At 67.4% G+C, this 20745-nt stretch carries 17 protein-coding genes and 5 pseudogenes; 4 read left to right on the top strand and 18 right to left on the bottom strand.

The features are described from left to right. Positions 1-39: 39 nt before the first annotated feature. Positions 40-581: pseudogene (locus tag ABTX62_RS35135) on the bottom strand (transposase); the annotation flags it as partial. Continuing rightward, positions 557-817: pseudogene (locus ABTX62_RS35130) on the bottom strand (winged helix-turn-helix transcriptional regulator); the annotation flags it as partial. The pseudogenes ABTX62_RS35130 and ABTX62_RS35135, both read right to left, overlap by 25 nt. 87 nt (positions 818-904) lie before the next feature. Here ABTX62_RS35130 and ABTX62_RS35125 point away from each other — a divergent pair. Beyond that, the gene (locus ABTX62_RS35125) at positions 905-1783 is read left to right on the top strand and encodes an NAD(P)H-binding protein (protein ID WP_352119982.1); all 879 of its coding nucleotides are present in this window, start codon (positions 905-907) and stop codon (positions 1781-1783) included. A gap of 328 nt (positions 1784-2111) precedes the next feature. Then, a complete protein-coding gene (locus ABTX62_RS35120) occupies positions 2112-2993 on the top strand; it encodes a replication-relaxation family protein (protein WP_352119981.1) in 882 nt (293 codons plus the stop codon). On the opposite strand, the gene ABTX62_RS35115 is transcribed toward ABTX62_RS35120, so the two are convergent. Both ABTX62_RS35115 and ABTX62_RS35110 read right to left on the bottom strand, forming a co-directional pair. Beyond that, on the bottom strand, positions 2990-3829 hold the full coding sequence (locus ABTX62_RS35115; RefSeq protein ID WP_352119980.1) for an IS5 family transposase: 840 nt from the start codon (positions 3827-3829) through the stop codon (positions 2990-2992). The two genes, ABTX62_RS35120 and ABTX62_RS35115, sit on opposite strands and share 4 nt — an antisense overlap. 435 nt (positions 3830-4264) lie before the next feature. After that, positions 4265-4663, bottom strand: coding sequence for a zinc ribbon domain-containing protein (locus ABTX62_RS35110; protein ID WP_502998070.1), 399 nt, complete (start codon positions 4661-4663; stop codon positions 4265-4267). On the opposite strand from ABTX62_RS35110, the gene ABTX62_RS35105 reads away from it, so the two are divergent. Then, on the top strand, positions 4566-5015 hold the full coding sequence (locus ABTX62_RS35105) for a hypothetical protein (protein WP_352119993.1): 450 nt from the start codon (positions 4566-4568) through the stop codon (positions 5013-5015). The two genes, ABTX62_RS35110 and ABTX62_RS35105, sit on opposite strands and share 98 nt — an antisense overlap. Positions 5016-5091: 76 nt before the next feature. Here the strand turns inward: ABTX62_RS35105 and ABTX62_RS35100 are convergent, their stop codons facing one another. The 5 genes from ABTX62_RS35100 to ABTX62_RS35080 form a co-directional block, all read right to left on the bottom strand. Beyond that, positions 5092-6162: a Dyp-type peroxidase gene (locus ABTX62_RS35100; RefSeq protein WP_352119979.1), complete on the bottom strand. Its 1071-nt coding sequence runs from the start codon at positions 6160-6162 to the stop codon at positions 5092-5094. 130 nt (positions 6163-6292) lie between these two features. After that, positions 6293-6682: a hypothetical protein gene (locus ABTX62_RS35095; RefSeq protein ID WP_352119978.1), complete on the bottom strand. Its 390-nt coding sequence runs from the start codon at positions 6680-6682 to the stop codon at positions 6293-6295. Between the two features lie 41 nt (positions 6683-6723). Continuing rightward, the gene (locus tag ABTX62_RS35090; RefSeq protein WP_352119977.1) at positions 6724-10566 is read right to left on the bottom strand and encodes an RHS repeat-associated core domain-containing protein; all 3843 of its coding nucleotides are present in this window, start codon (positions 10564-10566) and stop codon (positions 6724-6726) included. Then, positions 10464-13676: an IPT/TIG domain-containing protein gene (locus tag ABTX62_RS35085; protein ID WP_352119976.1), complete on the bottom strand. Its 3213-nt coding sequence runs from the start codon at positions 13674-13676 to the stop codon at positions 10464-10466. The genes ABTX62_RS35090 and ABTX62_RS35085 overlap by 103 nt, the downstream gene beginning before the upstream one ends. Positions 13677-13961: 285 nt before the next feature. Beyond that, complete coding sequence (locus tag ABTX62_RS35080) at positions 13962-14132, bottom strand: hypothetical protein (protein ID WP_352119992.1); 171 nt, start codon at positions 14130-14132, stop codon at positions 13962-13964. A gap of 425 nt (positions 14133-14557) precedes the next feature. Here ABTX62_RS35080 and ABTX62_RS35075 point away from each other — a divergent pair, with 425 nt between their 5' ends. Next, positions 14558-16003: an NF041680 family putative transposase gene (locus tag ABTX62_RS35075; RefSeq protein ID WP_352119975.1), complete on the top strand. Its 1446-nt coding sequence runs from the start codon at positions 14558-14560 to the stop codon at positions 16001-16003. Here the strand turns inward: ABTX62_RS35075 and ABTX62_RS38090 are convergent. The 9 genes and pseudogenes from ABTX62_RS38090 to ABTX62_RS35030 form a co-directional block, all read right to left on the bottom strand. Next, positions 15975-16493: a hypothetical protein gene (locus ABTX62_RS38090; RefSeq protein ID WP_502998071.1), complete on the bottom strand. Its 519-nt coding sequence runs from the start codon at positions 16491-16493 to the stop codon at positions 15975-15977. The genes ABTX62_RS35075 and ABTX62_RS38090 overlap by 29 nt on opposite strands. Before the next feature lie 125 nt (positions 16494-16618). Then, a pseudogene (locus ABTX62_RS35065) lies at positions 16619-17200 on the bottom strand (AbiJ-related protein); the annotation flags it as partial. Between the two features lie 436 nt (positions 17201-17636). Beyond that, positions 17637-18035: a PIN domain-containing protein gene (locus ABTX62_RS35060; RefSeq protein ID WP_352119974.1), complete on the bottom strand. Its 399-nt coding sequence runs from the start codon at positions 18033-18035 to the stop codon at positions 17637-17639. Beyond that, a complete protein-coding gene (locus ABTX62_RS35055; RefSeq protein WP_352119973.1) occupies positions 18035-18310 on the bottom strand; it encodes a hypothetical protein in 276 nt (91 codons plus the stop codon). The genes ABTX62_RS35060 and ABTX62_RS35055 overlap by 1 nt, the downstream gene beginning before the upstream one ends. A 222-nt stretch (positions 18311-18532) precedes the next feature. Further along, positions 18533-18847, bottom strand: coding sequence for a hypothetical protein (locus ABTX62_RS35050; protein ID WP_352119972.1), 315 nt, complete (start codon positions 18845-18847; stop codon positions 18533-18535). Positions 18848-19075: 228 nt separating this feature from the next. Further along, positions 19076-19228 (bottom strand): hypothetical protein, encoded by a 153-nt coding sequence (locus ABTX62_RS35045; RefSeq protein WP_352119991.1) that lies wholly within the window; start codon positions 19226-19228, stop codon positions 19076-19078. A gap of 64 nt (positions 19229-19292) precedes the next feature. Next, positions 19293-19894: pseudogene (locus ABTX62_RS35040) on the bottom strand (IS6 family transposase); the annotation flags it as partial. Between the two features lie 79 nt (positions 19895-19973). Next, a complete protein-coding gene (locus ABTX62_RS35035) occupies positions 19974-20327 on the bottom strand; it encodes a DUF805 domain-containing protein (RefSeq protein WP_352119971.1) in 354 nt (117 codons plus the stop codon). A gap of 323 nt (positions 20328-20650) precedes the next feature. Further along, positions 20651-20745 (bottom strand): annotated as a pseudogene (locus ABTX62_RS35030) (IS5/IS1182 family transposase); the annotation flags it as partial.

Below are 20745 nucleotides of genomic sequence, written 5' to 3'. Positions count from 1 at the left end.
CGACCGCATGGATTCGTCAGATCGTTCAGGTTGCGACGGCAAGGGACGTCCGCCCCAGCGGATGCCCTTCTCGCTTCGGATGCGGGCACGTTCGCGACGCTGCGCCGCGAGGATGTCGGGGTGGCGGGTGTTGGTGTTTCGCCAGCGCAGGTAGGCGTGCAGGGCCCGGGTTTGCACGCTGTGGTTGCGGTGGTTGGAGTTGGCGATCGTGAACTGCCGCAGTGGCCCGAAATGGGCTTCGATCGGGTTGGCCCACGAGGCGTAGGTCGGGGTGAAGCACAGCTCGACACGGTTCTTCTTCGCCCAGCGACGGATCTTGTCGCCCTTGTGGGCGGACAGGTTGTCCAGGATGACGTAGATCGGGGCGCCGTCCGGGCGCGCGGCCCGGATCGACCTCAGTGCGGCCAGGGTGTTCACCGCACCCTTCTTGCGGCGGTTGACGCCCCACAGCCGGTCGTCGCCGACGGAATAGCAGCCGTGGAAGTACCGCACCCCGTGGGTGCAGGCCGGCCCCGGTGTCGGTCAGGCGGTAGTCGACCTGGGCGGGGACGGTCGGATACACCGTGCGCAGCACGAGGCCGTCGCGTTCGAGCCTCCGTACCGTGAGGGTGAGCATGCGCTGGGAGATGCCGTCAATGGCACGTTGCAGTTCGCGGAACCGGCGCGGCCCACCCGCGAGTTCGACGATCACGAGCACCGACCGCTTGTCCCCGATGCGGTCCAGGACGTCGCGGATGCCGCAGTCGGGGTGGTCCTCGCCTCCGCAGGGGTCGAGTTCGGCGGGGGTGGTGGTTACCCCGGTGTGCGTGAGTGACATCGAACTGCCTTCTTGTCGCCGGCGGGCGTGCGGTCAAGGATCAAGCGTAGTTACCGATGAGAACCACGACGGAAGACTGCGATTGACATGATCTTGGTGACCGGAGCGAACGGGAACCTCGGCTCTGCCACTCTGGCGGCACTGCGCGACCGCGGCGTCGTCGCGACGGGCGGCAGCCGCACGCCGGAGGAGGGGATGCGGCGTCTCGACTTCGACGACCGCGTGAGCCTCGACCTCGCCGGGGTGTCCACGCTGGTGCTGATCTCCGCCGGCTATGCCGAGGACGACCAGGTCATCGGGCGGCACGCGGCGGCCCTGGACACCGCCGTCCGCGACGGCGTCCGCCACGTCGTCTACACGAGCCTGACCGGTGCCGGCGACCATCTCGGTTTCGCGCTCGCGCACCGTGCAACCGAACGACTGGTGCGGGCGAGCGGATTGCCGTGGACGATCCTGCGCAACGGCCTCTACGCCGAACTCTTCGGTGGTCTCCTGACGTGGTCCGACGAAGGTATGGAGTCCGCATTCGGCGACGGCGCCCTGGCTGCGGTCGCGCGAGAGGATCTCGCTGATGCCGCGGCGAACGTTGCGGCGAATCCGGCACGGCACAGGGAGCGCGTCTACGACCTCGTCGGCACGCCGATCACGGCAGTGCAGGTGGCTGACCGGCTCGGGGTCCCGCACCACACCATCAGCGTGGGCGAGTACCGGCGCCGGCTCCTCGACGAGACACCAGGGCTGCTGCCGTTCCAGCCGCCCATGCTCGCCTCGATCGCCACGGGCATCCGGCACGGCTTCCTGGACGGCACCTCCCCCGACCTCGCCGAGCTACTTGGCCGACCAGCCCATAGTCCCCTGACTACAGCCGTTGCAGTCGCCTCCGCCGCGAGCCGATTCTCGCCCGCCACCGAGCCCCCGGGCGATGGGTCCAGCCGCTCATGCAGGAGGCCGACCCCACAGCCGTAACCGCACTCAACCGTCTCCTCGGCGCGTTCTTCGACCCGCGAGAACAACCCGACGGTCTCGGCGGAGCCGGACCAGATCAGCTGCGACACCATCCGGCATTCCCCTGCCCAGGACCACATCATCTGAGATTCTCGGCATCTTCACGTCTCAGCCGAACTGGTCGCTGCAGGTCGGGGACCAGCTTCGGGGCCAGATCGCGCCTGCCTGATGATCACGGCTCGGTCCGGCACTCGGTGGAGTGTCACACCGCCAAGTTTCGCCACACCTCTACCAGGTGACGGGGGACTTCCATCCGGACCCCCGCGCCATCTGCGTGAGGAGCCTTGTCATGACGTACACCAGCAGCGCCCGGCAGCCCGGACCGGAACCGCGCCCGACCTGGACAAGGGGTGCTGAGCGGCCTCCGGGCGGCCCGGAATCCAGTGCCGTGAACGGTGCCGCGAACGATTCCAACGTCGTGCCCATCACCGCAGCTCACACCGCCCGCCAGGGGGCCTCCCGGCACGCTGACACCTCTCTCCCTTCCCCTGAGACGTCAGCGAAGGGGAAGAAGTCCACCCCCGCGGCCAAGGTACGTGCCGATGTCCTGCGGATGCTGGGATGCGTGCGGATAGCCACGGTCCGGCAGATGGCTCAGGTGATCACGAAGGAAGACGCCGACGGCCGGTCGTACGTGCGCAGGGCGATGGAGGAACTGGCAGAGCTCGGGCTGGCGGAGACGAACGGCAAGGACGGAAGGCACCCGATCTGGAACCTGACCCCGGCGGGACAGAAGGCTCTGGCCGACGGCAACGAGCTGCCTCCCCGACCGAAGGCCGGCACCGGAGCGAAGGCCGTTCGCGCCGGGTTCGGTCCGCACGGCGTCGCGGTGACGGACATGATCCTCGCCTTCGGCGGTCGCAAGCATCTGACCGACTGGCAGGTGGAGGTCAACCACGCCATCAAGGAGACTGGCCTGAGCTTCAACACCGACGCCGTCCTCGCGTGGCCGACCAAGACGAGCGAGGTGCGCCTCTTCGAGCTCGACAACGGCACCATGTCCCAGGCCCGGCTCGCCAAGGAGGTCTGGGATTACGAGCGCTACGCCGGGCACCGCGTCTGGGAAGGCGCCCGCGGCACGATCGGCGGCACGTTCCCGTTCTGGCAGCGCCACCGCTACACCCGCTCTCAGAGGGCGTTTGATCTAGGCGCATTGCCCTGTATGCCCTAGTAGGTTCCTCGCCAGGTTGGTGTGGTCTCGTCCGTTATCCGCTTGGCGAGGTTGTCGATCGAGGCGATGTGGATCATGGCTTCGGAACTGGTGGTGAGGGTCTCGTAGTCGCGCGCGAGGCGGCGGTGCATCATGATCCAGCCGATGCTGCGCTCTACCACCCAGCGCCTTTTCACGACATGGAAGCCGCGTTTCTCGGGGTTGCGGTTGACGACCTCGACATCGATTCCCAGGGTGGCACCGTGTTCGATGACCGCGTTCTTGAAGCCGGTGTCGACCCAGCTCTTCGCGATGGTGGGGTATGTCTCCTTGGCCTGGTCGAGGAGACGTATTCCCATGGCGTTTTCGGAGAGGCCGGCGCCGGCTACGGTCACGGCGAGGATGAGGCCAATCGTATCGGTGAGGATGCCGCGCTTCCGGCCGACGATCTTCTTCGCGGCGTCGGTTCCCTGGCTGGTCAGGGGCACGTTGGTGGAGGTCTTTACGCTCTGAGTGTCGATCACCGAGGCGGTCGGTTCGGGCTTGCGGCCCTCCTTCACGCGGGCGAGCGCGGTCAGGTCGTAGTTGAGCTGGGTGAAGATTCCTTCGTCACGCCAGGCGGCGTAGTAGAAGTAGACGGTTCCGTGGCCTGGGAAATCGTGTGGGAGGTACTTCCAGGGGATTCCGGTGCGGTTCAGGTAGAGGATCGCATTGAACACATCGCGTAACTCGACCTTGGCCGGCTGACCCGTGGGCCTGCGTTCGAGCCGGGCATTCCGCCAGGCCGTCAACGTCGGCTCGATCAGGGCCCACCGGGCGTCGGACAGGTCGCTGGGGTACGGCTTGCGCTCACTCACGGCACAGCGTGAGCATGGGCATTCCCGGAAGGTTCCGTTCCGCAGGAGGGTGGGAGTTTCTGCCGTATCTCTACGTCAGACGGGTTTCCAACACCAGAAGCGGATGAGACAGGCGACGGGGGTCGCGCCTTGCCGGGTGGCATTCGGAACCTACAGGGTGAACCGCGCCGAAACGGGGCACTCACATAAGCCGCTTACCTGCCTTGAACTGCATAAACGCCCTCTCAGACTGTCCAGCAAAACCCTCGCAGTTCATCGCCAGCCTTGCAGCATGCACGAAGGTCTAATGCGACGACCGCATCGCCCACGGCCGCACCTGTTCAACACCCACGGGCCCCGGGCCGGACCCGTTGCAGCGGGCCGGCCGCCGCGAACCGCCTCACCGCGCTTCACGGCAGCACAAAGCGCTCACCCTCACCGGTGAGCGCTTTTGCGTCAACTGCCCGGTCCTGAAGGGCCGGGCTTGCAGGCAGAGTGAGACGTGCTCGATCGGTGGGTGTGCCAGCACTCGGAGCATTGGCGGGAGGTGTTGCGCGGATCCACATGGACCACCGGCACACCCGCCCGCTTCGCTTTGTACTCGACGAACGCGCTGAGCTGGGCGAAGGCCCAGGGCAGTCGTGCCCGCTGGTCTTTCCTGGCCGTAACCCTCTGCCGGATACCAGTCAGGTCTTCCGCACCGATACCCCGCGAGGTGCGTTCAGCGGTAGCAACGAGCTTCTTGGCGATGATGTGGTTGCGCTGGGTAGCGTACCGGGCCTCACAGCGCCGGTTGCGCTTCACCCGCGCCGAGGTCCGAACCGAACTGCACCGCCCCGGCCCCTGCCTGGTCATCGCGCACTCTCTGGGCAGCGTCATCGCCTTCGACATGCTCACCCGCGACGACACCGGCCCCGGCCCCGGCCCCGACGGTCTGACCATCCTCGTCACCTGCGGCTCCCCCCTCGCCTGGCCCACCATCCGCCACTTCCTGGGCCAAGATGCCGCCCTCCAACTACCCGACGGCATCGAATGGTTGAACCTGCACGCCGCCGGTGACATCGTCGCCCAGAGCGGACTGGCCGCCGTCGCCCCGGCCGTCCGCGATGAACCCGTCAGCAACGGCATCAGCAATCCCCACTCTGCCCTCCGCTACGTCGAGAAGCAGCCGCTCGCCGACCTCATCGTCAAAACCGGCGCTTTGTGAGCCCGGGCCACCCGCAGGAGCCCGCTATGCACAGCGACGAAACCCCGCAGTGCCCTGGCAGCAATGATCCAGCCAATCACTTCTGTGTCAGCGCGCGGAGCCAGGCGTCTCCGGGCGGCGGGACGAAGAAGTAGCCGCCTCCCGTGGTGAGGGTGTACTTGGCCATCGCCTCGCCCTGGAGCCTGCGCTGCACCGCCTCGAAACCCTTCTCCAAGTCACTCTGGAAGCACGAGAAGATCAGCCCTTGGTCGTCAGAGCCCCGGTCGTAGTTGTAGCTGCGCCGGACCATCGGGGGAGGGGTACGCGGGTTGGGCGCAGCCCTGCGCACGTGTGCGTCGAGGGGGGTGATCTTGCCGTGGGGGTCGGTGGCAAAGGCGGCCCGCTCAGAGCTGGGTGTGCCGTCCAGCCATCGCCCGTTCCTGCGGCGGCCGGTGATGCGTTCTTGCTCGTGGACGGTGTCCCGGTTCCAGAAGTCGGTGGCGAGCCGGATAATCCGGATCACCTGATAGCTGCCACCGACTGCCCAGGACGGCTCACCCCGACCCGCTCTCACGTTCGCCCGTTCGGCGGTTTCAGCCGCCGTGGCGGGGTTTCCGTGCCCTTCGGTGAAGTGGAACGGGTTACGGGACAGGCCTCGCCCGGCCTCGGTGCGGGTTTCGAGACGGGTGCCGTTCGCACGCCAGCGCACCTGCTGGCGTGGCAGCGCATGCAGCGTCTGCCCGGCGGCCTGCCGCACAGCGCGGGCTGATGATCCGGTGATGTGGAGTAAGAGGTCGCCGTGTGACTGGACGGGGTCCAGTACGTCACCTACAAACGAGGGCATCCGTTTCAGATACCGCGGCTTGTCTGCGCCAGAGGTAAAGGCGCCTTCGCCAAGCGCCAGCCAGGCGGCGACGCTACCGCCGTCGATCGCCGCGATGGCGCGATGCGCGGCGTGCAGCGCGTCGGCGCGTGCGCCCTCCGAGGTGATGTCGAATGAGATGAACTGTGCAAACGGCAGCGGCGCCGCGCCGCGCAGGTGGGCGGGTTCGTTCTCCTGCCGTTCGGATGAGCCGTTGCGCAGGGCCGTGGCACCGACAGCGGTGAGACCGCCGGCTCCAGCGGCCATTGCCGCTGAGGCGGCTAAGAGTCTGCGTCTACTGGTCATCGTCCTAGGGCACCCTTTGGTCTAGCGGAGTACAAGTGTTCCACGTCCAAGAACAGCTCGGCTCGCTTGCCAGCTGACGGCGACGGATGAACCTGTCCCTTCCCATATTTCTCGCACCCACCTGCAGAGACTATTCGCCTACCGTGAGTCGCCAATCCCACAGAGGTTCCTTCTGGAACCGTGTTAGAACATCTCCATATTCAATAAGCTCCCCGTGATTTGTGTCTAGTAGGCCTGAGAGTCCCTGGATCACTTCGCCAAGGAGATCTCGAATGCAAGATACTCTGGAGTATTCAATTGTGATCGCCTGGAATTCGCCAATCTTCTGGCGAATCTCATTCACTTCTTCTTGATCGAACTCATCAAGAACATCACCTGACGCGTCTACGCCGAAGCTGCATTCCCCCCGATCTAGCCGATCAAAGAATTCCCTTCCGCTGTAAGTGCCAGCCTGCTGCAGGCGGGCCACGACGTGCTGATGATCCCCTGGAGAACTGAGGAGAATGATGGTAGGACGCATGAATCTTCCTGTCGTGACGGCTGCTCAGGCCCAGCCCTGGACTAAGGAGTCAAGATGTCCAGCAGGAGGTCCTTGTCGCGAGTGACCATGATGCCGGCCTGCTCGATACTTTTGATCACGGTTCCTCGTCCCTGGGGAAGGTAAACGATGACCGGATAATCGGTCAGCCCCTGAGTCTTCAAAGCCTGCTTCAGTGCACCCTTACCCGAACCCGTCTTTACCTGAACCACGGCGTTCCTGGTCACGATATCGAAATCCGTAAGCACTTTTCCGTCTGCCCCGATGATATCGACCCCCTGCGCTCGGACGTGACCCGGAAAGCGTGCGTTGATGTCGTTGACCAGGTCTGGGACAAGAGGATCGTCTCCCTTTCCGATCACATGTGTCGGGCATCGATTACTGTTGTGGACCAGAACCGGCGCCCCGCCCGCCGCAACATGGTAGGTGTGGAGATCATCCACAGTGAGGTTGTAGACCGAGACGGCCTGTGTGCGGTGGCCTACGGCAGCGACCTGCACCCAAGTGCCGTTGCTGGTTTGCAGCCATTGGCCGGACTTCAAGTCACCAGCGTCTATCCATCGGCGAAGGGCGGGAACCCAGAATGGGTGGCCGTCCGTAGCGGTGATCTTTCCTGTTGAGGACCCCGTGAGGCCGTCGGTGTCGAGCGCGATGTCGACGAGCTGTTTTTCGCCTTCACCATTGATGAGGGCCGTGACTTTGCGCGGGCCGCTCTCGCCGGTTTCGGGGTCGGTGGCGAGGACGGTGTCGCCGACCTGCACGTCCTTGATGGGTTTGCGGGTGCCGTCAGCCATGAGGACGGGGGTGTCGCCGGTGAAGCTGTTGGGGACCATGCAGCGGCCCAGCTTCGCGCCGATGCCGGCGCCGAGCATGCCGCCGAGACAGCCGAGGGCGGCGGATTGACCGACCTGGCCCCAGTTGACTTTGCGGCCGGACAGGCGCTGGGTGAGCCAGTCGAGTCCGCCGTCGACGACGCCGCCGATGATGCAGCCGGCGATGAGGGGGGTGTTGCCGGAGGGGTCGGTGTAGGCGGTGGGGGAGGACAGGGCGTACTGGTAGAGGTTGGTGCCGCCTGCGTGGCCGATGGGGTCTTGGGAGATGAAGCGGCCGGTCTGGGGGTCGTAGTAGCGGTTGCGGTAGTAGAGCAGGCCAGTGCCGTCGTCTTCGCGGCCGGTGAAGGTGTACGGGTTGGACGTGGCGGCACCTGTGGCGGTGGGGGTGCCGTTCGGGTCGTAAGCGTAGGTGGTGGCGATAGTGCCGTCGGTGTTGGCGAGACCCACGACGGTGCCGAGCGCGTCGGTGAGGTAGACCTGCGTCTTGCCGCCTTCGGTACGGCTGAGGAACTCATCCAGGCCCGAGGTAGCCACGCTGGCGGTCGTTGTCCCGGAGGCGTTCTGTTCGACCAGCGGGTTAGTGCCGTCGGTCAGGTACCGGCTGGTGGCGTTGCCGGTCGTCTTGGAGATGCGGCCGCCGAGCGGGTCGTAGCCGAACGATGAGGCGGCGCCCGCCTTAGCCAGCCCGGTCAGTTCTCCGCGGGCGTTCCAGGTGTAGGTGCGCAGACCGTCGTTCTTGAGTTGGCCGACATCGTCGTAGGTGAAGGTGCGGCCGTTGTACGTGGTGATGCGGTTGTCCTTGCCGAATTGCGTGCCGCTCTCCGCGGCGGGCAGAGCCACCTTCGTCAGCGAGCCGGTCAGGCCGGTCTGCAGGCCGCGGACGTCCCGGGTGTACGTCAGGTCGCCGACGGTCTTGGTGCCTTGGGCGTAGGCGATGGACTTGATGACGCCGGTGGTGTCGTAGCCGGTGGTGCGGGTGATGCCGCCGGGCAGCGAGGCGGTCTTCTCCCGGCCCACGGCATCCAGGCCGAAGGTGACGTCCTGGGTGCCGGTCTTGACCGACTTGAGGATGCTGGACTTGTCGTAGCCGTAGGTGGTGCTGGTTCCGGCTACGGTCATCAGTTTGCGGCGGTCGGCGGCGTCGTAGTCGTAGGTGACCTTGCCGGTGGGTCCGGTGGTGGTGGCCAGGCGGTCGTGGACGTCGTAGGTGAAGGCCTGGTTGCCGGCTTTGCTGTCGGTGATCTGCTTGAGCAGGTCACGGGTGTCGTAGTCGTAGGTGACGGTGGACTCGGCCTGGCCGACGGCGTCGACGCCGTACTTGGTGCTCTTGGGCCGGCCGAGCAGGTCGTATTCGGCGATAGCGGCCTTGCCGGATCTGCTGGTGGCCTTCTTCAGGAACCCGGCCGGGTCGTACTCGAACAGTGCCTGTGCGCCCAGGGGGTCGGTCGCCGTTTTGGGGCGGTCGGCCTGGTCGTAGACCCACTTGGTGGTGTTCAGGCGGGCGTCGGTCAGGGTGGTGAGGTTGCCGTTCTCGTCGTAGCCGAGCGCGGTGGTGTGCCCCAGAGGGTCGGTGATCTCCCTGGGTTGGTTGAGCTCATCGAACAGGACCGTGGTCTGCGAGCCCGCCTCGTCGGTGAGGGCGCTGATGCGGCCGGCGGCGTCGGTGAACTGCCGGGTGATGCGCCCCTCGGCGTCCTTGACCTGGGCGAGGTCACCGTGGCGGTAGGTGTATTCGGCGGTGGCGTTCGCGTTGTCGGTGACCGTCTTGACCTGGCCGTCACTGGTGAAGGTGAAGCCTGTTTTGCGGCCTTCGGGGTCGGTGACCGTCTCGAGATCGCCTGCGGTGTTGTAGCCGAAGACGGTGGCGTTCTTCAGCGGGTCGGCGGCTGTGGTCGGCTGGTCGTAGGGGCCGTCGAAGGTCGTCTTGCCCGTGGAGCGGGCATTAGCGGTGCCGGCCAGCTCGAGCGCCGAGGTGATGTGCCCGTTCGCGTCGTAGGACAGTTCGGTGCGGCGGCTGTAGGGGTCCACGACGACGGCGATGCGGTGCTTGGTGCCGCGCTCGTAGACCGTTTTACGGGCCAGCGTCGTGCCGTACGCCTGGGTGTCGTTGACGGCGAAGCCGCTGTTGTTGAACTCCACTCTGCGTACCGAGCCGCCCGGCTGCGTGACCTCCGTGGCCGTGACCTGGCCGGCCGGGGTCTTCGTGTAGGCGAAGGAGTATTCCTGCCCCTCGGTCAGGGTCTGCTTCTCGACTCGGCCGTCGGCGTAGTAGGTGTTGCTCATGTAGACGATGCCGCGGGCATCCTTGGCGGTCTCGATCCGGTTGGAGGCGCCGTCATAGGTGAAGGAGCTCGCCTTGCCCGCCGGGTCGGTGACCGTCTTGAGCCGGCCTGCTTCGTCGTAGGTGTAGGAGGTGCTGCGGCCGGTGTTGTCCTGCGCCTTGGTGATCCGCTGTGCGCTGTCGTAGCTGAAGGAAATCCAGCGTCCGCCGGGGGCGGTGACGGACGTGATGTCGCCCTTTGAGCCGTTGGAGCGCTTGATGCGCAGCGCGTTGCCGTGCCGGTCGCGGATCTCCCGCAGGGGCCCGTACCAGGGGAAGACGTAGTCGGTGCCGTCCCTCAGACGCAGGTGCCAGCTGCTCGACTCCTGGCTGATTTTGGCGCCGTTCAGGGCGGTGGGTGTGCCTTCGGGTTCGAAGACCGCGTCGGCGTAGCCGCTGCCCGGTGAGGTCCGCACGAAGTGGACCTTCTTGCCGCCCGGCAGGTACAGGTCCACCTCTGTGTAGAGGCGTTTGGAGTGCAGATACATGTTGTAGGACAGGTCGCGGCCGATGCCGAAGGCGCGGGGCCGGGTGTCGCCCTGCCAGTAGGTGCGGGTGACCTCGGCCGAGCCCAGCGGTCCGGACACCCCCAGATCGGTGCGGGAGTCGGTCAGCAGGCCGGTCTGCAGGTCGACGGGGTCGCCGGAGAGCCAGTCGACGATGTCCGAGATCGCGGAGAGGTCGAAGGGGATGACGTCGGAGATGGAGAGCATGGCGCCGTGGAAGGCCCACACGCGCGTCTTGTCGTCAGGGACGACCTGCTTGCCGTCGCGGGTGACCGTGCCGTGCCCGTAGGTGTGCCAGCCCTTGCGCTCGGGATCGTAGGCGAGGAAGTCGATCCGGGTTCCGGGAGCTTCGTGCGTGTAATTCGGGTAGACGATCTGCGCGCCCTTGGGGAACAGGTACGTGCCGCCGGCTGGACGGTGAAGTACACCGGCACGGCACTGTTCTCGGGCAGCGGGAACGGCGGCCGGTCGACGGGGATCGCGGTGATGCCCAGCTCAGTGACTGGCTTGCCGTGCTCGTCACGCACCACCGAGCCCTTGGGAATGCGTACCCCAAGCCCGGGGATCTGCGGGGTGGTCAGGGTGACGTCCGACCGGGTCGGGGTGTCGAAAGTGACGGTGTGCTTGGTGTCCAGCGGCGTCATCCAGACGGGGAAGCCCAAATCGGTGCTGCGGCCCGCCACTGGCCGGATCCTGATGTCGTAGCGCCCGTAGCTGCGCTTGCCGGTGTTCGCGCTTCCTCCGTCGACAACCAGGGTGGTGGCCTCGGCATTGATACCGGACACCAGGAAGCGTCCCCGGCCGTCGGTCTTCGTGCTCTTCGCCCCAACCCGGACGGTCACCTTGGGCAGCGGCTTGCCGTCCAGTTTCAGCACATGCCCGGTCACCGCCGTGCTGCCGGGCGGCGCACGCAGCGCGGGCGGGGCCTTCGGCCCGGCACCCCGCCCCGTGAGCCAGTCACGGCCCTTGAGGTTGTTCGCAGCTGGACGCCAGGCATCGCGCCCCTCCGGCACGATGCCGGCCGCCTTCTTCGCCTTCTCCGCCTTGGCCTTCTCCTGCTGCTCGAGCCGGTCACACTCATCCGCGCGCACCTTGAGCCAGTCCGGCAGCGACAAGGCGAAGGTGCGGGCCAGGCGCTCGGCGCGGCACGCACTCTTCATCGACATGCGTGGCACGTTGCTGGTGAACGCATGTGTCTTCGCTGTCGCGGCCGCGGCTTTGAGGCTCAGGTTGAGTGAGCCGGTGGCCGCGTTGGTGGGGTTGAGGCGCACCTTGTAGGTGCCGGCTTCGGCGAGGTCGGTCAAGGCGATCGAGCCGGACGTGCCGGCCGAGATCAGCCGGGAGCTGACCACCGCGGTGCCCGAGGGGGCCAGCACGTCCGCCCAGAGGCTGCTGGTGAAGGTGTTCGCCGCCACCTCCAGCGACAGGTCATCGCCTGCCTTCGCGGTGAACGAGGCATGGATGTTCTGCCCGGCCCGGGCCGCCGTTGCCCTCACTGCCGCACCGCCACGCGCGAGCACGCCCACGTCGGCCGGCTTGGACAGGGTTAAGGTCACCTTGCCGATGTCCAGCCTGCGGTCCGCCACTCGCACCGTGTAGGTGCCGGCCGCCAGTGCCCCGCTGTCCCAGGCGTCGTTACGGTTGGGCGCTGCCGTGATGCTGGAGATGTGCTTGCCGTCCGGCCCGGTGATCGTGACGGTTGCGTACGACGGCATCGTCGCCCCCGTCGCGGCAAGGCTGACGAAGTCCCCGGCTTGCGCGGTGAAGGTGGCGATGCCGTCCTGGCCGGGACGGGTGATATTCAGGGCCGGTGAGGCTCCGGTCGCGTTGAGCGCCCCACCCTGGACGTAGTGGGAGATGGCGATCTTGACCGTTCCGGTGCCGCCGCCGTCGGGGTCGCAGCGCAGCGTGTACTGGCCGCTCTGCTCCAGCGAGTCGATGTCCAGGGAGTTGCTGTCCCCGTTGGGAACGGGCAGATACTCACCCTGCGTGCCGTCCGGCCGGTAGACGTAGCAGCGCAGATAACCGCCCATGGCCTTGGCATCCACGCCGATGCTCAGTGATTCGCCCTTGGTGGCGGTGAAGGTCCAGTTGCCGTCCTGCCCGATCCGGGGCAGAGCCGTGGACACCGTCGGCCCGTCGAAGGACACGGCCGCGTTGACCGGCTTGGACAGCATCACCGCCACGGAGCCGGTGTCGGTGGAGCGCGGGTCGATGACGAACTGATAGGTCCCCGACTCCGGCAGGCCGGTGACCTCCCAGTCGGCAGCCGTGCCACCGAAGCTGTTGGAAGCAACCGTCACGCCCTGGGGCGAGACGAGACTGATCGAGGTCTGGGAGGTGAACGAGCCTCCCTGCAAACCGAAGCCGACCGCGTCACCCCGCTCGGCGTCGAACAGGATCCGCGCCTTGTGCTCGGCCGTCACCACCGCCACCTGCGAGGGGTCCGCGTCGGTGAACGAGGCCCGCATCGTCGTGTCGTACAGGGCACCCTCGCCGTCGGCGGTGACGGTGAAGTCGCCCGGCGCCGTAGCTGAACCAGCCGGGGTGTCGACCTCCACCCGCCCGGTACGGGCATGGGGCGGCACCTCGACGGTCAGCGAAGAAGCGGAAGCCTTCTTCACCTGGGCGACCAGGCCGTTGAACCGCACCACGTTGTCGGTGACCGCGGAGGCGAACCCGGCACCGGACAGGGTGACTTCGCTGCCGGGCCCGCCGGAGGCCGGCTCGACCTTCGCCACGCTCGGCCCGGCCGGCGCCACGATGAACGCATCCACCGCGTCGGCGGACGCACCGCCCGCGCTCACTGTGACCTTCCCGTTGACTGCCCCGGAGGGGACGGTAACGACGAGACGGGTGGCGGAGACAGAGGTGACGGCCGCAGCCTTGCCGCCGATCGTCACGGTGTTGCCGGCGGCGGTGGGGGAGAAGCCGGTACCCGACAGGGTGATCTTCGCACCGGGGGCCGCCCGGACGGGAACCATCGACAGCACCGACAGCGTGCTGGAGGCGTAGCGGTCGATGCCCAGCCGGTTGCCGGCCTCGTCGTAGCGGTAACGCGCCGTCTGACCGCCAGGATCGGTGACGCCGGCTAATCGGCCTGCCGCGTCATAGGCGTAGACGGCGTTATTCGTCGTGGGCTCGGCGGCAGCCGACGCCTTCGGCTTCGCTGCGGGCTTGGCCGGTGCCTGGTCTCGAGGCTGAGAAGGAGCAGCGCTCGCTGACGGCGTGGTCTTGGCGGGCGGAGGCTCCGGCGGCAGAGCCTCGGCCGACACCGCCCCTGCGGCCAGCGCCACGACGAGCACGCCGACCGTCACCAGCCGATGCCGCCCCTGTCTGATCGCACCTAAGTGCCCAACCCGCGACCGCATGCGCCCTTCCCAAGGCACTGCACAGGGCACCCAGGCCCCGTGAACCCCACCCACATCGCACGAGCCGTCACACCATATCCACACTCAGTCATGTACGTGACAGGTGGAGCCGCCTATGGCTGAGATTGGGCAGTCACACGTGTCGCACGGTGGGGACGTGCGGCTGGAAGCAGTCCCGATCAGCCGGGGGTGGTGCCGCTGAGGGCATGCTGCAGCGGTTGTTGAACGGGATCACCGCAGCAGGGTGTGGAGCAGGCCGACCACAGCAAGGCCCACGAGAAGCGCGCCCCCGACAGCAGGGTGCAAGAAGGCGATGTACGTCCCGCTGGCGCCCGCGAGCAGCAGTACGGCGGTGCGAGTGTCGAGACCGTTCACGTTGAACTCCAAGGCCGGGATAGACACGGTCCGTCCGCGTCAGGACCGCACCTTGCGGCACGCGAGGGCTAACCCCGCAACACTCGCGAAGATTCACACCCCAGAATGAGAAAGCCCCAGCTCAGGCGGCACATCGCCCGGACAGGTTTGGATGAGGCCCGGATTCCGCTTAGCCGACGCCACCGACGGGCTCCCAAACCGGCGGCCAGCACGGTCCCGGGGCAGACGCTGCAGCGTCACACGACCTGACAATGCGGTACGGCGAGCACACCCGCTCGGATGAAAACCACCCGAATCTTCCGCGCTGAGGGCCTCACTGCGCCTTAGCTTGACGTTTAACGTCGCTGGTCACTCGACCTGCTGATCTGCGGCTCTTCCCGGGACAGCGGATGCGGCCATTCTCCGCGCTTCGAGATGTCGAGTAACGAAGTGCGAGAGAACGGCCGCTGTCCATGAGTCTGCCCGTCGATGTGCCCGGAAGTGAGGCGTTGGGCCTGTTGTCCCGCTTTCGGGTCGAGTTCTACGAGTGTCTCTACAAGCGGACGGATGCGCTCTTCGAGCTCACCGACGCGGTGCTGTGTGCGGACGGGCCGGTGAAGACTCTGGTCGAGTTGTCGCTGGCGGCCGAACACCGGCGGGGGCACGGCTCGCTGTATGCGGCCTTGGACCGGGGCTGGCTGGAGCCGGCGCGGTTGCGCCGCGCCCTGGCCGACCTGCCGCTGCCGAGGGGGGCCGACGGGCGGATTGTGCTCGCTGTGGATGTGTCGCACTGGCTGCGGCCTGACGCACCGACCAGCGACGAGCGGCTGTTCTGCCACGTCTACGGACGCGGAGACCGCAGCAGCGACCAGTTCGTTCCTGGGTGGCCGTACTCCTTCGTCGCCGCCCTGGAGTCAGGCCGCACTTCCTGGACCGCTCTCCTTGATGCGGTCCGCCTGGGCCGGGCGGACGACGCCACCCAGGTCACCGCCAGCCAACTCCGCGACGTCATCGCCCGGTTGACCATGGCAGGGCACTGGCTGCCGGGCGATCCCGAGATCCTGATCGTCATGAACAGCGGCTACGACGTCGCCTACCTCTCCCACGTCCTGGCGGACCTGCCGGTCGTGCTGGTCGGACGTCTGCGCTCGGACCGCGTCATGCTCCGCGACGCCGGTCCCGCCCGCTCCGGGCCGAAGGGCGGGCGGCCCCGCAGGCACGGCGGCGTCCTGACCTTCGCCAAGCCCGACACCTGGCATCAGTCCGACGTCACCACCTCCACCCACACCACCCGCTATGGCACCGCTGAGGCGAGGGCCTGGGACCGGATGCACCCCAGGCTCACTCACCGCGGCCCCTGGCTCGAGCACGCAAGAGAGGAACTGCCCATCCTGCACGGCACGTTGATGCGGCTGCAGGTCGAGCACCTGCCGGGCGACCGCAACCCGAAACCCGTCTGGCTGTGGTCCTCGGCCGCCAGCGCCACGCCGGGGGACATCGACCGCTGGTGGCAGTCGTTCCTGCGCCGCTTCGACCTGGAGCACACCTTCCGGCTGATGAAGCAGACGCTCGGCTGGACCGCCCCGAAGATCCGCCACGCCGACACCGCCGACCTCTGGACCTGGCTCATCATCGCCGTCCACACCCAGCTCCGACTCGCCCGGCCCCTCGCTGAAGACCTCCGCCGGCCCTGGGAACGCCGCACCGAACCCCGCCGCCTCACCCCGGCCCGCGTCCGCCGCGGGTTTCGCAACCTCCGCGCCGCGACCGCGAGACCGGCGGCCGCACCGAAACCCACACGACCAGGCCCTGGACGGCCTCCCGGCTCGAAGAACAAACACCGGGCCAAGCGTCACGACGTCGGCAAGACGGTCAAACGCGCCGAGTCGATCAAGGAACACCAAGCCCACCGACGTTAAACGTCAAGCTAAGGTGCCCCTCACGCTCGTAGAACTGTTTGGCGGCCTCGTAGTTCATCGCCCATTTGTCGGCCTGCGTACGGCGCGGCTTCGGCTTCTCGTCCTCGCTGGCGGGCTCGATCCCGAGGACCTGCTCGCACATCCACTGCTGCACGGTGGTGAGCTGATCCCACCCGAGCCGCACCGACTGCACCCATCGCCCGAGATCCTCGCCCTGGCGCACGACATCGCCCGCCTCGGTGGGCAGCGCCTCACCGGCGTCCAGGTGCATCCGGACCAACCTGGTGGGTGGCGGCGCGGACGACGGCGCGCCACGGGCCGGGAGGGGCAGCAGCGGCAGGTTGGTATCCGGCAGCTTGCCGGTGAGGGCCCAGGCGATGACTCTGCCGATGCTGTAGATGTCGCTGGACGCCGTGGCCTCGTGCGGCGTTCCGGACAGTTCCGGTGCGGCGAACCCCTCGGTGCCGATGTACAGGCCGGTGCGGCCCACCTTGGTGGTCTGGCCGCGTGGCCGGCGGACGATGCCCCAGTCGGCGAGGGTCCAGCGCCGTCGAAGTAGAGGATGTTCGACGGTTTGATGTCGCGGTGCAGCCAGCCGTGCTCGTGCGCGGCGGCCAGCACCGATGCCAGTGCGTCGACCAGGGCGCGCAGCTCGGCCGGTTCCTGCAGCAGCTCGTGGCGTTGTGCGGCGGCCGCGTCCGCCCAGGGCATCACGAACCAGGTGTGGTCGGCGCCGGAGTCGAGAATCGGCATGGCGTGGGGATGACCGTCCAGCAGCTGGCCGATCTCGATCTCCCGCCGCATACGGGCCACTTGCCGTTCGTGCGGGTACTTGCTGTGCAGCTTCTTCAACGCCACGGTCGCGCCGAGGGTCTTGTGGGTCGCCTCGAACACGTCTGCCTGGCCCCCGTCCGGGACCGGTTCAGGCGGGCAGGCGTAGTCCTTGCGCTCGCCGCGAGCGGCACGGCGGACCGCGGCGTAGGCACCCTGGCCGGATGGTGCGGACGGCGCGACGGCCGGGGGAGCGGGGTGCTCGGTGCGGCGGCGTGCCGGTATCCGGCGGGCCGCGTACACCGGGTAGTCGCTGACGGTGCGGGTCTCGGCGAGTTCGTAGCCGTCGGGGGCCAGATGGTCGTTGACCAGTGCCAGCAGTCGCTGGACCTCTCCGGGGTCCGTCCGCACGGCGGGGTGGATCATTTCCGAGAGAGCCCGCAGAACGGTGCGCTGCAGATCGGCACCCAGCTCGCGGAGTCGCTCGTAATAGGTGTCCCTCAGCCCGAGCGAGAAGAAGACTCCGTCCAGCATCTCGAAGCCGTCCGGCAGCGGCGTCGTGCCCGGCGCCACCATGCCGAACCTGCCGATCTTGACCCCGCCGATCTCCCTGATCTCGCCGCCTGAATCGACACAGAGCAACTGGAAGGTCGTCTTGAAGCTGTAGTCATCCCAGTTGTCACGAACCAGGAACGCCTGCCCCGGCAGGGGAGAGACGGGCCACCCGCGGACAGGCAGGACAGCGAACTGCACGGTTCCTCCGGAAGGCACCTCGGCCTGCGGCCGGGCACGTGAGAACAGACAACGCAACCGCCCTAGCAGGAGCGGTGCTGACCGTCTTCTGCCGTCGGTGGCTGACCGGTTACTGACCGGGGTGGACGGCCTGGACGCCGGTGCCGGCGTAGGCCTTGGGGGTCAGGGTGAGAAGAAACCGCCCGGCGGGGTGGGCGGCGGATGGACGGGCGGCGTGGATGGCGTGGACAGCGGCCCAGGAGTGCCCGAAGCGCAGAAGTTCGGTGGCGGTGACCGCTGCGTCAGTGTCGAACGCCTCGATCCGGATGAACCGCAGCCCTTTGATGTAGCCCAGCAGTCCGGGCCGCTCGGTGTCACCGGCCGTCAGCGACAGCACCGGCGCATACAGATCACCGAGCCCGCCGGAGGCCTGCACGTAGAACGCGGCGACCGCCTCGTTGAACGGATCCTTCGGGTCGTACAGAGCAGCGGCGGTCGTGTGGTCCAGGACGACCGAGATCGCCGCCACTACGCGGCCGTCTGCGAGCCGTGGTGCGCCCCGCCCAGGCGCTCCAGCAGCGCCCGGGCCTTCGCTTCGGCCTCTGGGCTGGGCACGTTGCCGAGGGCGGAAGCGAGCTCGGCACGGGCCAGCTCGGCACGCTCGGCGTATTCGGCCTGAGTCGGAGTGCCCTGCGCAAGGTCCTCCACCAGGCTGCGAATGGTGGTGCCGTGCTCGGCCGCCAGCTGCGCCAGCCTGTCCCGCGCCGCCGCGCTCACCTTGATGCTCGTCTCGTCTGTTGCCATATTCCTCACTCTACCGCGCCCCTCTACTGCTGGTAGAGGAAACGTGACTATGCGGCAGCTCGCCCATGTCCGGAAGATCACTTGGGTGCGGGGCTCGACATGTCCTATGTCCCGGAAGGCGGGCCACCGCCATCAGGTGGCGTTGGCCCGGCCGGGTACGTCCGGCCAGCCAGTACACGTCCGGATCACCGGTAGCCGACACTGGCTGAGGTCAGGCAATGATCACGGAAGCCGGCGATCATCTCCAGGGGCCCGGTCGCGCTGTTCCTGCGGATTCGTGCCCTCGTCTCGCTGCCGCCGTCGGCGTTTGCGCATTTCAGCCCGGCGCTCGCGCTGTTTGGCCCGGCGCTCGCGGTAGCGGAAGTATTCGAGTACCAGGTCCCGCTTGTGCTCGGACTCATCGGATACCACGATCTTGGCCAGACCGAGAAGGAGCGACACCACGAGCGTGGCGCACACGGTCCCCACCACGGCTTGCCAGGGAGCGTTGGCCATCGTCAGAGCCGTGACGACCGCGCTGCCGCTGACCACGCTCACAGCCGCCGGCCGGACCCCTCCAAAGCGGGACTGCTGGACCGGCGCGCTCACCGGACTTGCCTCTCTGTCGTGGTCTCGTGCGCCGTGGACTGGCGCTCCTGGGACACCGCGCCTCGGCGGTGTCCCGTCAGCGGGGCGGCCGAGTCCACCGATACCGACGACATCCCGGCGCTGCGGCGGACGTGCGGCCACCGGCTACCGCACCCACCAGCCGCAGGAAGCCGGCGCTCACTCCTCGCCCTCCTCGTCCTCGTCGAGAAGGAAGGGAGACCGGGACGGCCCGTAGCCCAGGAGGGTCTCCTCGGCCTGCCTCAGCTGCTTGCGCAGCTCGTCGACCGTGTCGACGTGGCCGAACACCTCCGGGCCGCGGCTCTTGCGCATACGGGCGAGCGACCGCGCGGCTTTGACCGCGGAGCCGACACCGTGAGGTGGTCAGATGGCGGCGGGGGCGGAAGTGGGGCGAGATGCCGCTGAACGCGGACAGGAACCGCTGGGCTCCGCTCACGGAGCGGAAGCCTTTCATCGCCCGTTCGCGTTGCCTGGTGGGCTGGTGGCTGTTCTCGGCCCGGTTGTTCAGGTACTTCGACTGTCGGTGCTCGACGGAGGGCATGACCTCGCGGTGGGCCGCGCCGTAGGAGCGGAGCTTGTCGGTGACGATCATCTGCGGCGCCGTGCGGGTCTTCTTCATCAGCCTGCGGAAGAAGCGCCTGGCCGCGGCCTTGTCCCGGCGGTTCTGCACGAGGATGTCCAGGACGTTGCCGTCCTGGACGACGGCCCGCCACAGTACTTCTGCTCCCCATTGATCTTGATGAAGACCTCTCCAGGTGCCACTTGTCACCAGGCCGGTGCTGCCGGCGGCGCAGCGCGCCTGCGTACCGCTGCCCGAACTTGGCGCACCAGCGGCGCACCGTCTCGTACGAGACGACGATCCGCCGCTCGAGCATCAGCTCCTCGACCTCGCGGAACGACAGCGGGAAACGGAAGTGCAGCCACACAGTGGGAGATGACCTCGACCGGGTACCGGTGACCCTTGTATGACGGCGACACGGCCCCCACGGGCAGCCCCCTCCAGCACGATCAACCAGAAGATCGTTCCACCCGATCAACCAACGTGGCCGCGTCAGTCTCAGTACGCCGCAACTGCCTTCGGGTTGGGGCCGTACTTGTTGGGCTCCTGCTTGCCCTCGCTGGCGAGGAACACGATCAGGACGATCGCTCCAACCAGCGGGATCAGGGCGATGAGGATCCACCAGCCGGACCTGCCGGTGTCGTGCAGACGGCGGACTGCGACACCCAAGGAGGGCAGCAGGACGGCGAGGGAGTAGATGAGGCCGAGGATGTTCGAACCGATCACGGCGTCGATGATCGCCAGCACGACGCTGATGATCACGCTGAACAGGGTGAACATCCAGTATTCCTGCCGACGGGCGCGTCCGCTGAACACCGCGTACTTCTTCAGTACGTCCACATACCAATGCATTTTCTTGGCCCCCCAGGGGTTTCGCGTGCGTGATCTCCATCAGAACAGGCCAGGTGGCCGGAACCCAGACTTTTGGCGTGCGCTGGTCAACCCGTTATGTGGCTGCAGCACTACGGTGACCAGGCAAGACGCTCGCCGGAACTAGTGTCCGGCGCGACCCCCAAGATCGAGGACAGGACTCCGTCGATGCCCCGCCAGCCCAAGCGCCCCGCCGCCGGCCGCAGCAAGGCGGCGTCCCTGTGCGGCCAGCGTCCACCCCTCTTCCAGCCGTCTGCGGATGGCGTGAACGCTCTGCCACGCGGCGCGGACCAGGGCCTGCTTCACCGGTCCGCGGCGATGCGGTCGATCGGCAGGAGCGTGCCGTCCAACAGCACGAACGCCTTCGCTGAGGCCGTCCGCGCCGCCTCGGCGAGGCTCG

Origin of the sequence: Streptomyces sp. NPDC096046 (assembly GCF_040303285.1) — a bacterium.
GTDB lineage: Bacteria > Actinomycetota > Actinomycetes > Streptomycetales > Streptomycetaceae > Streptomyces.
The sequence above is the reverse complement of the archived record's forward strand: the minus strand, read 5'-3'. Positions and strand labels throughout refer to the sequence as shown.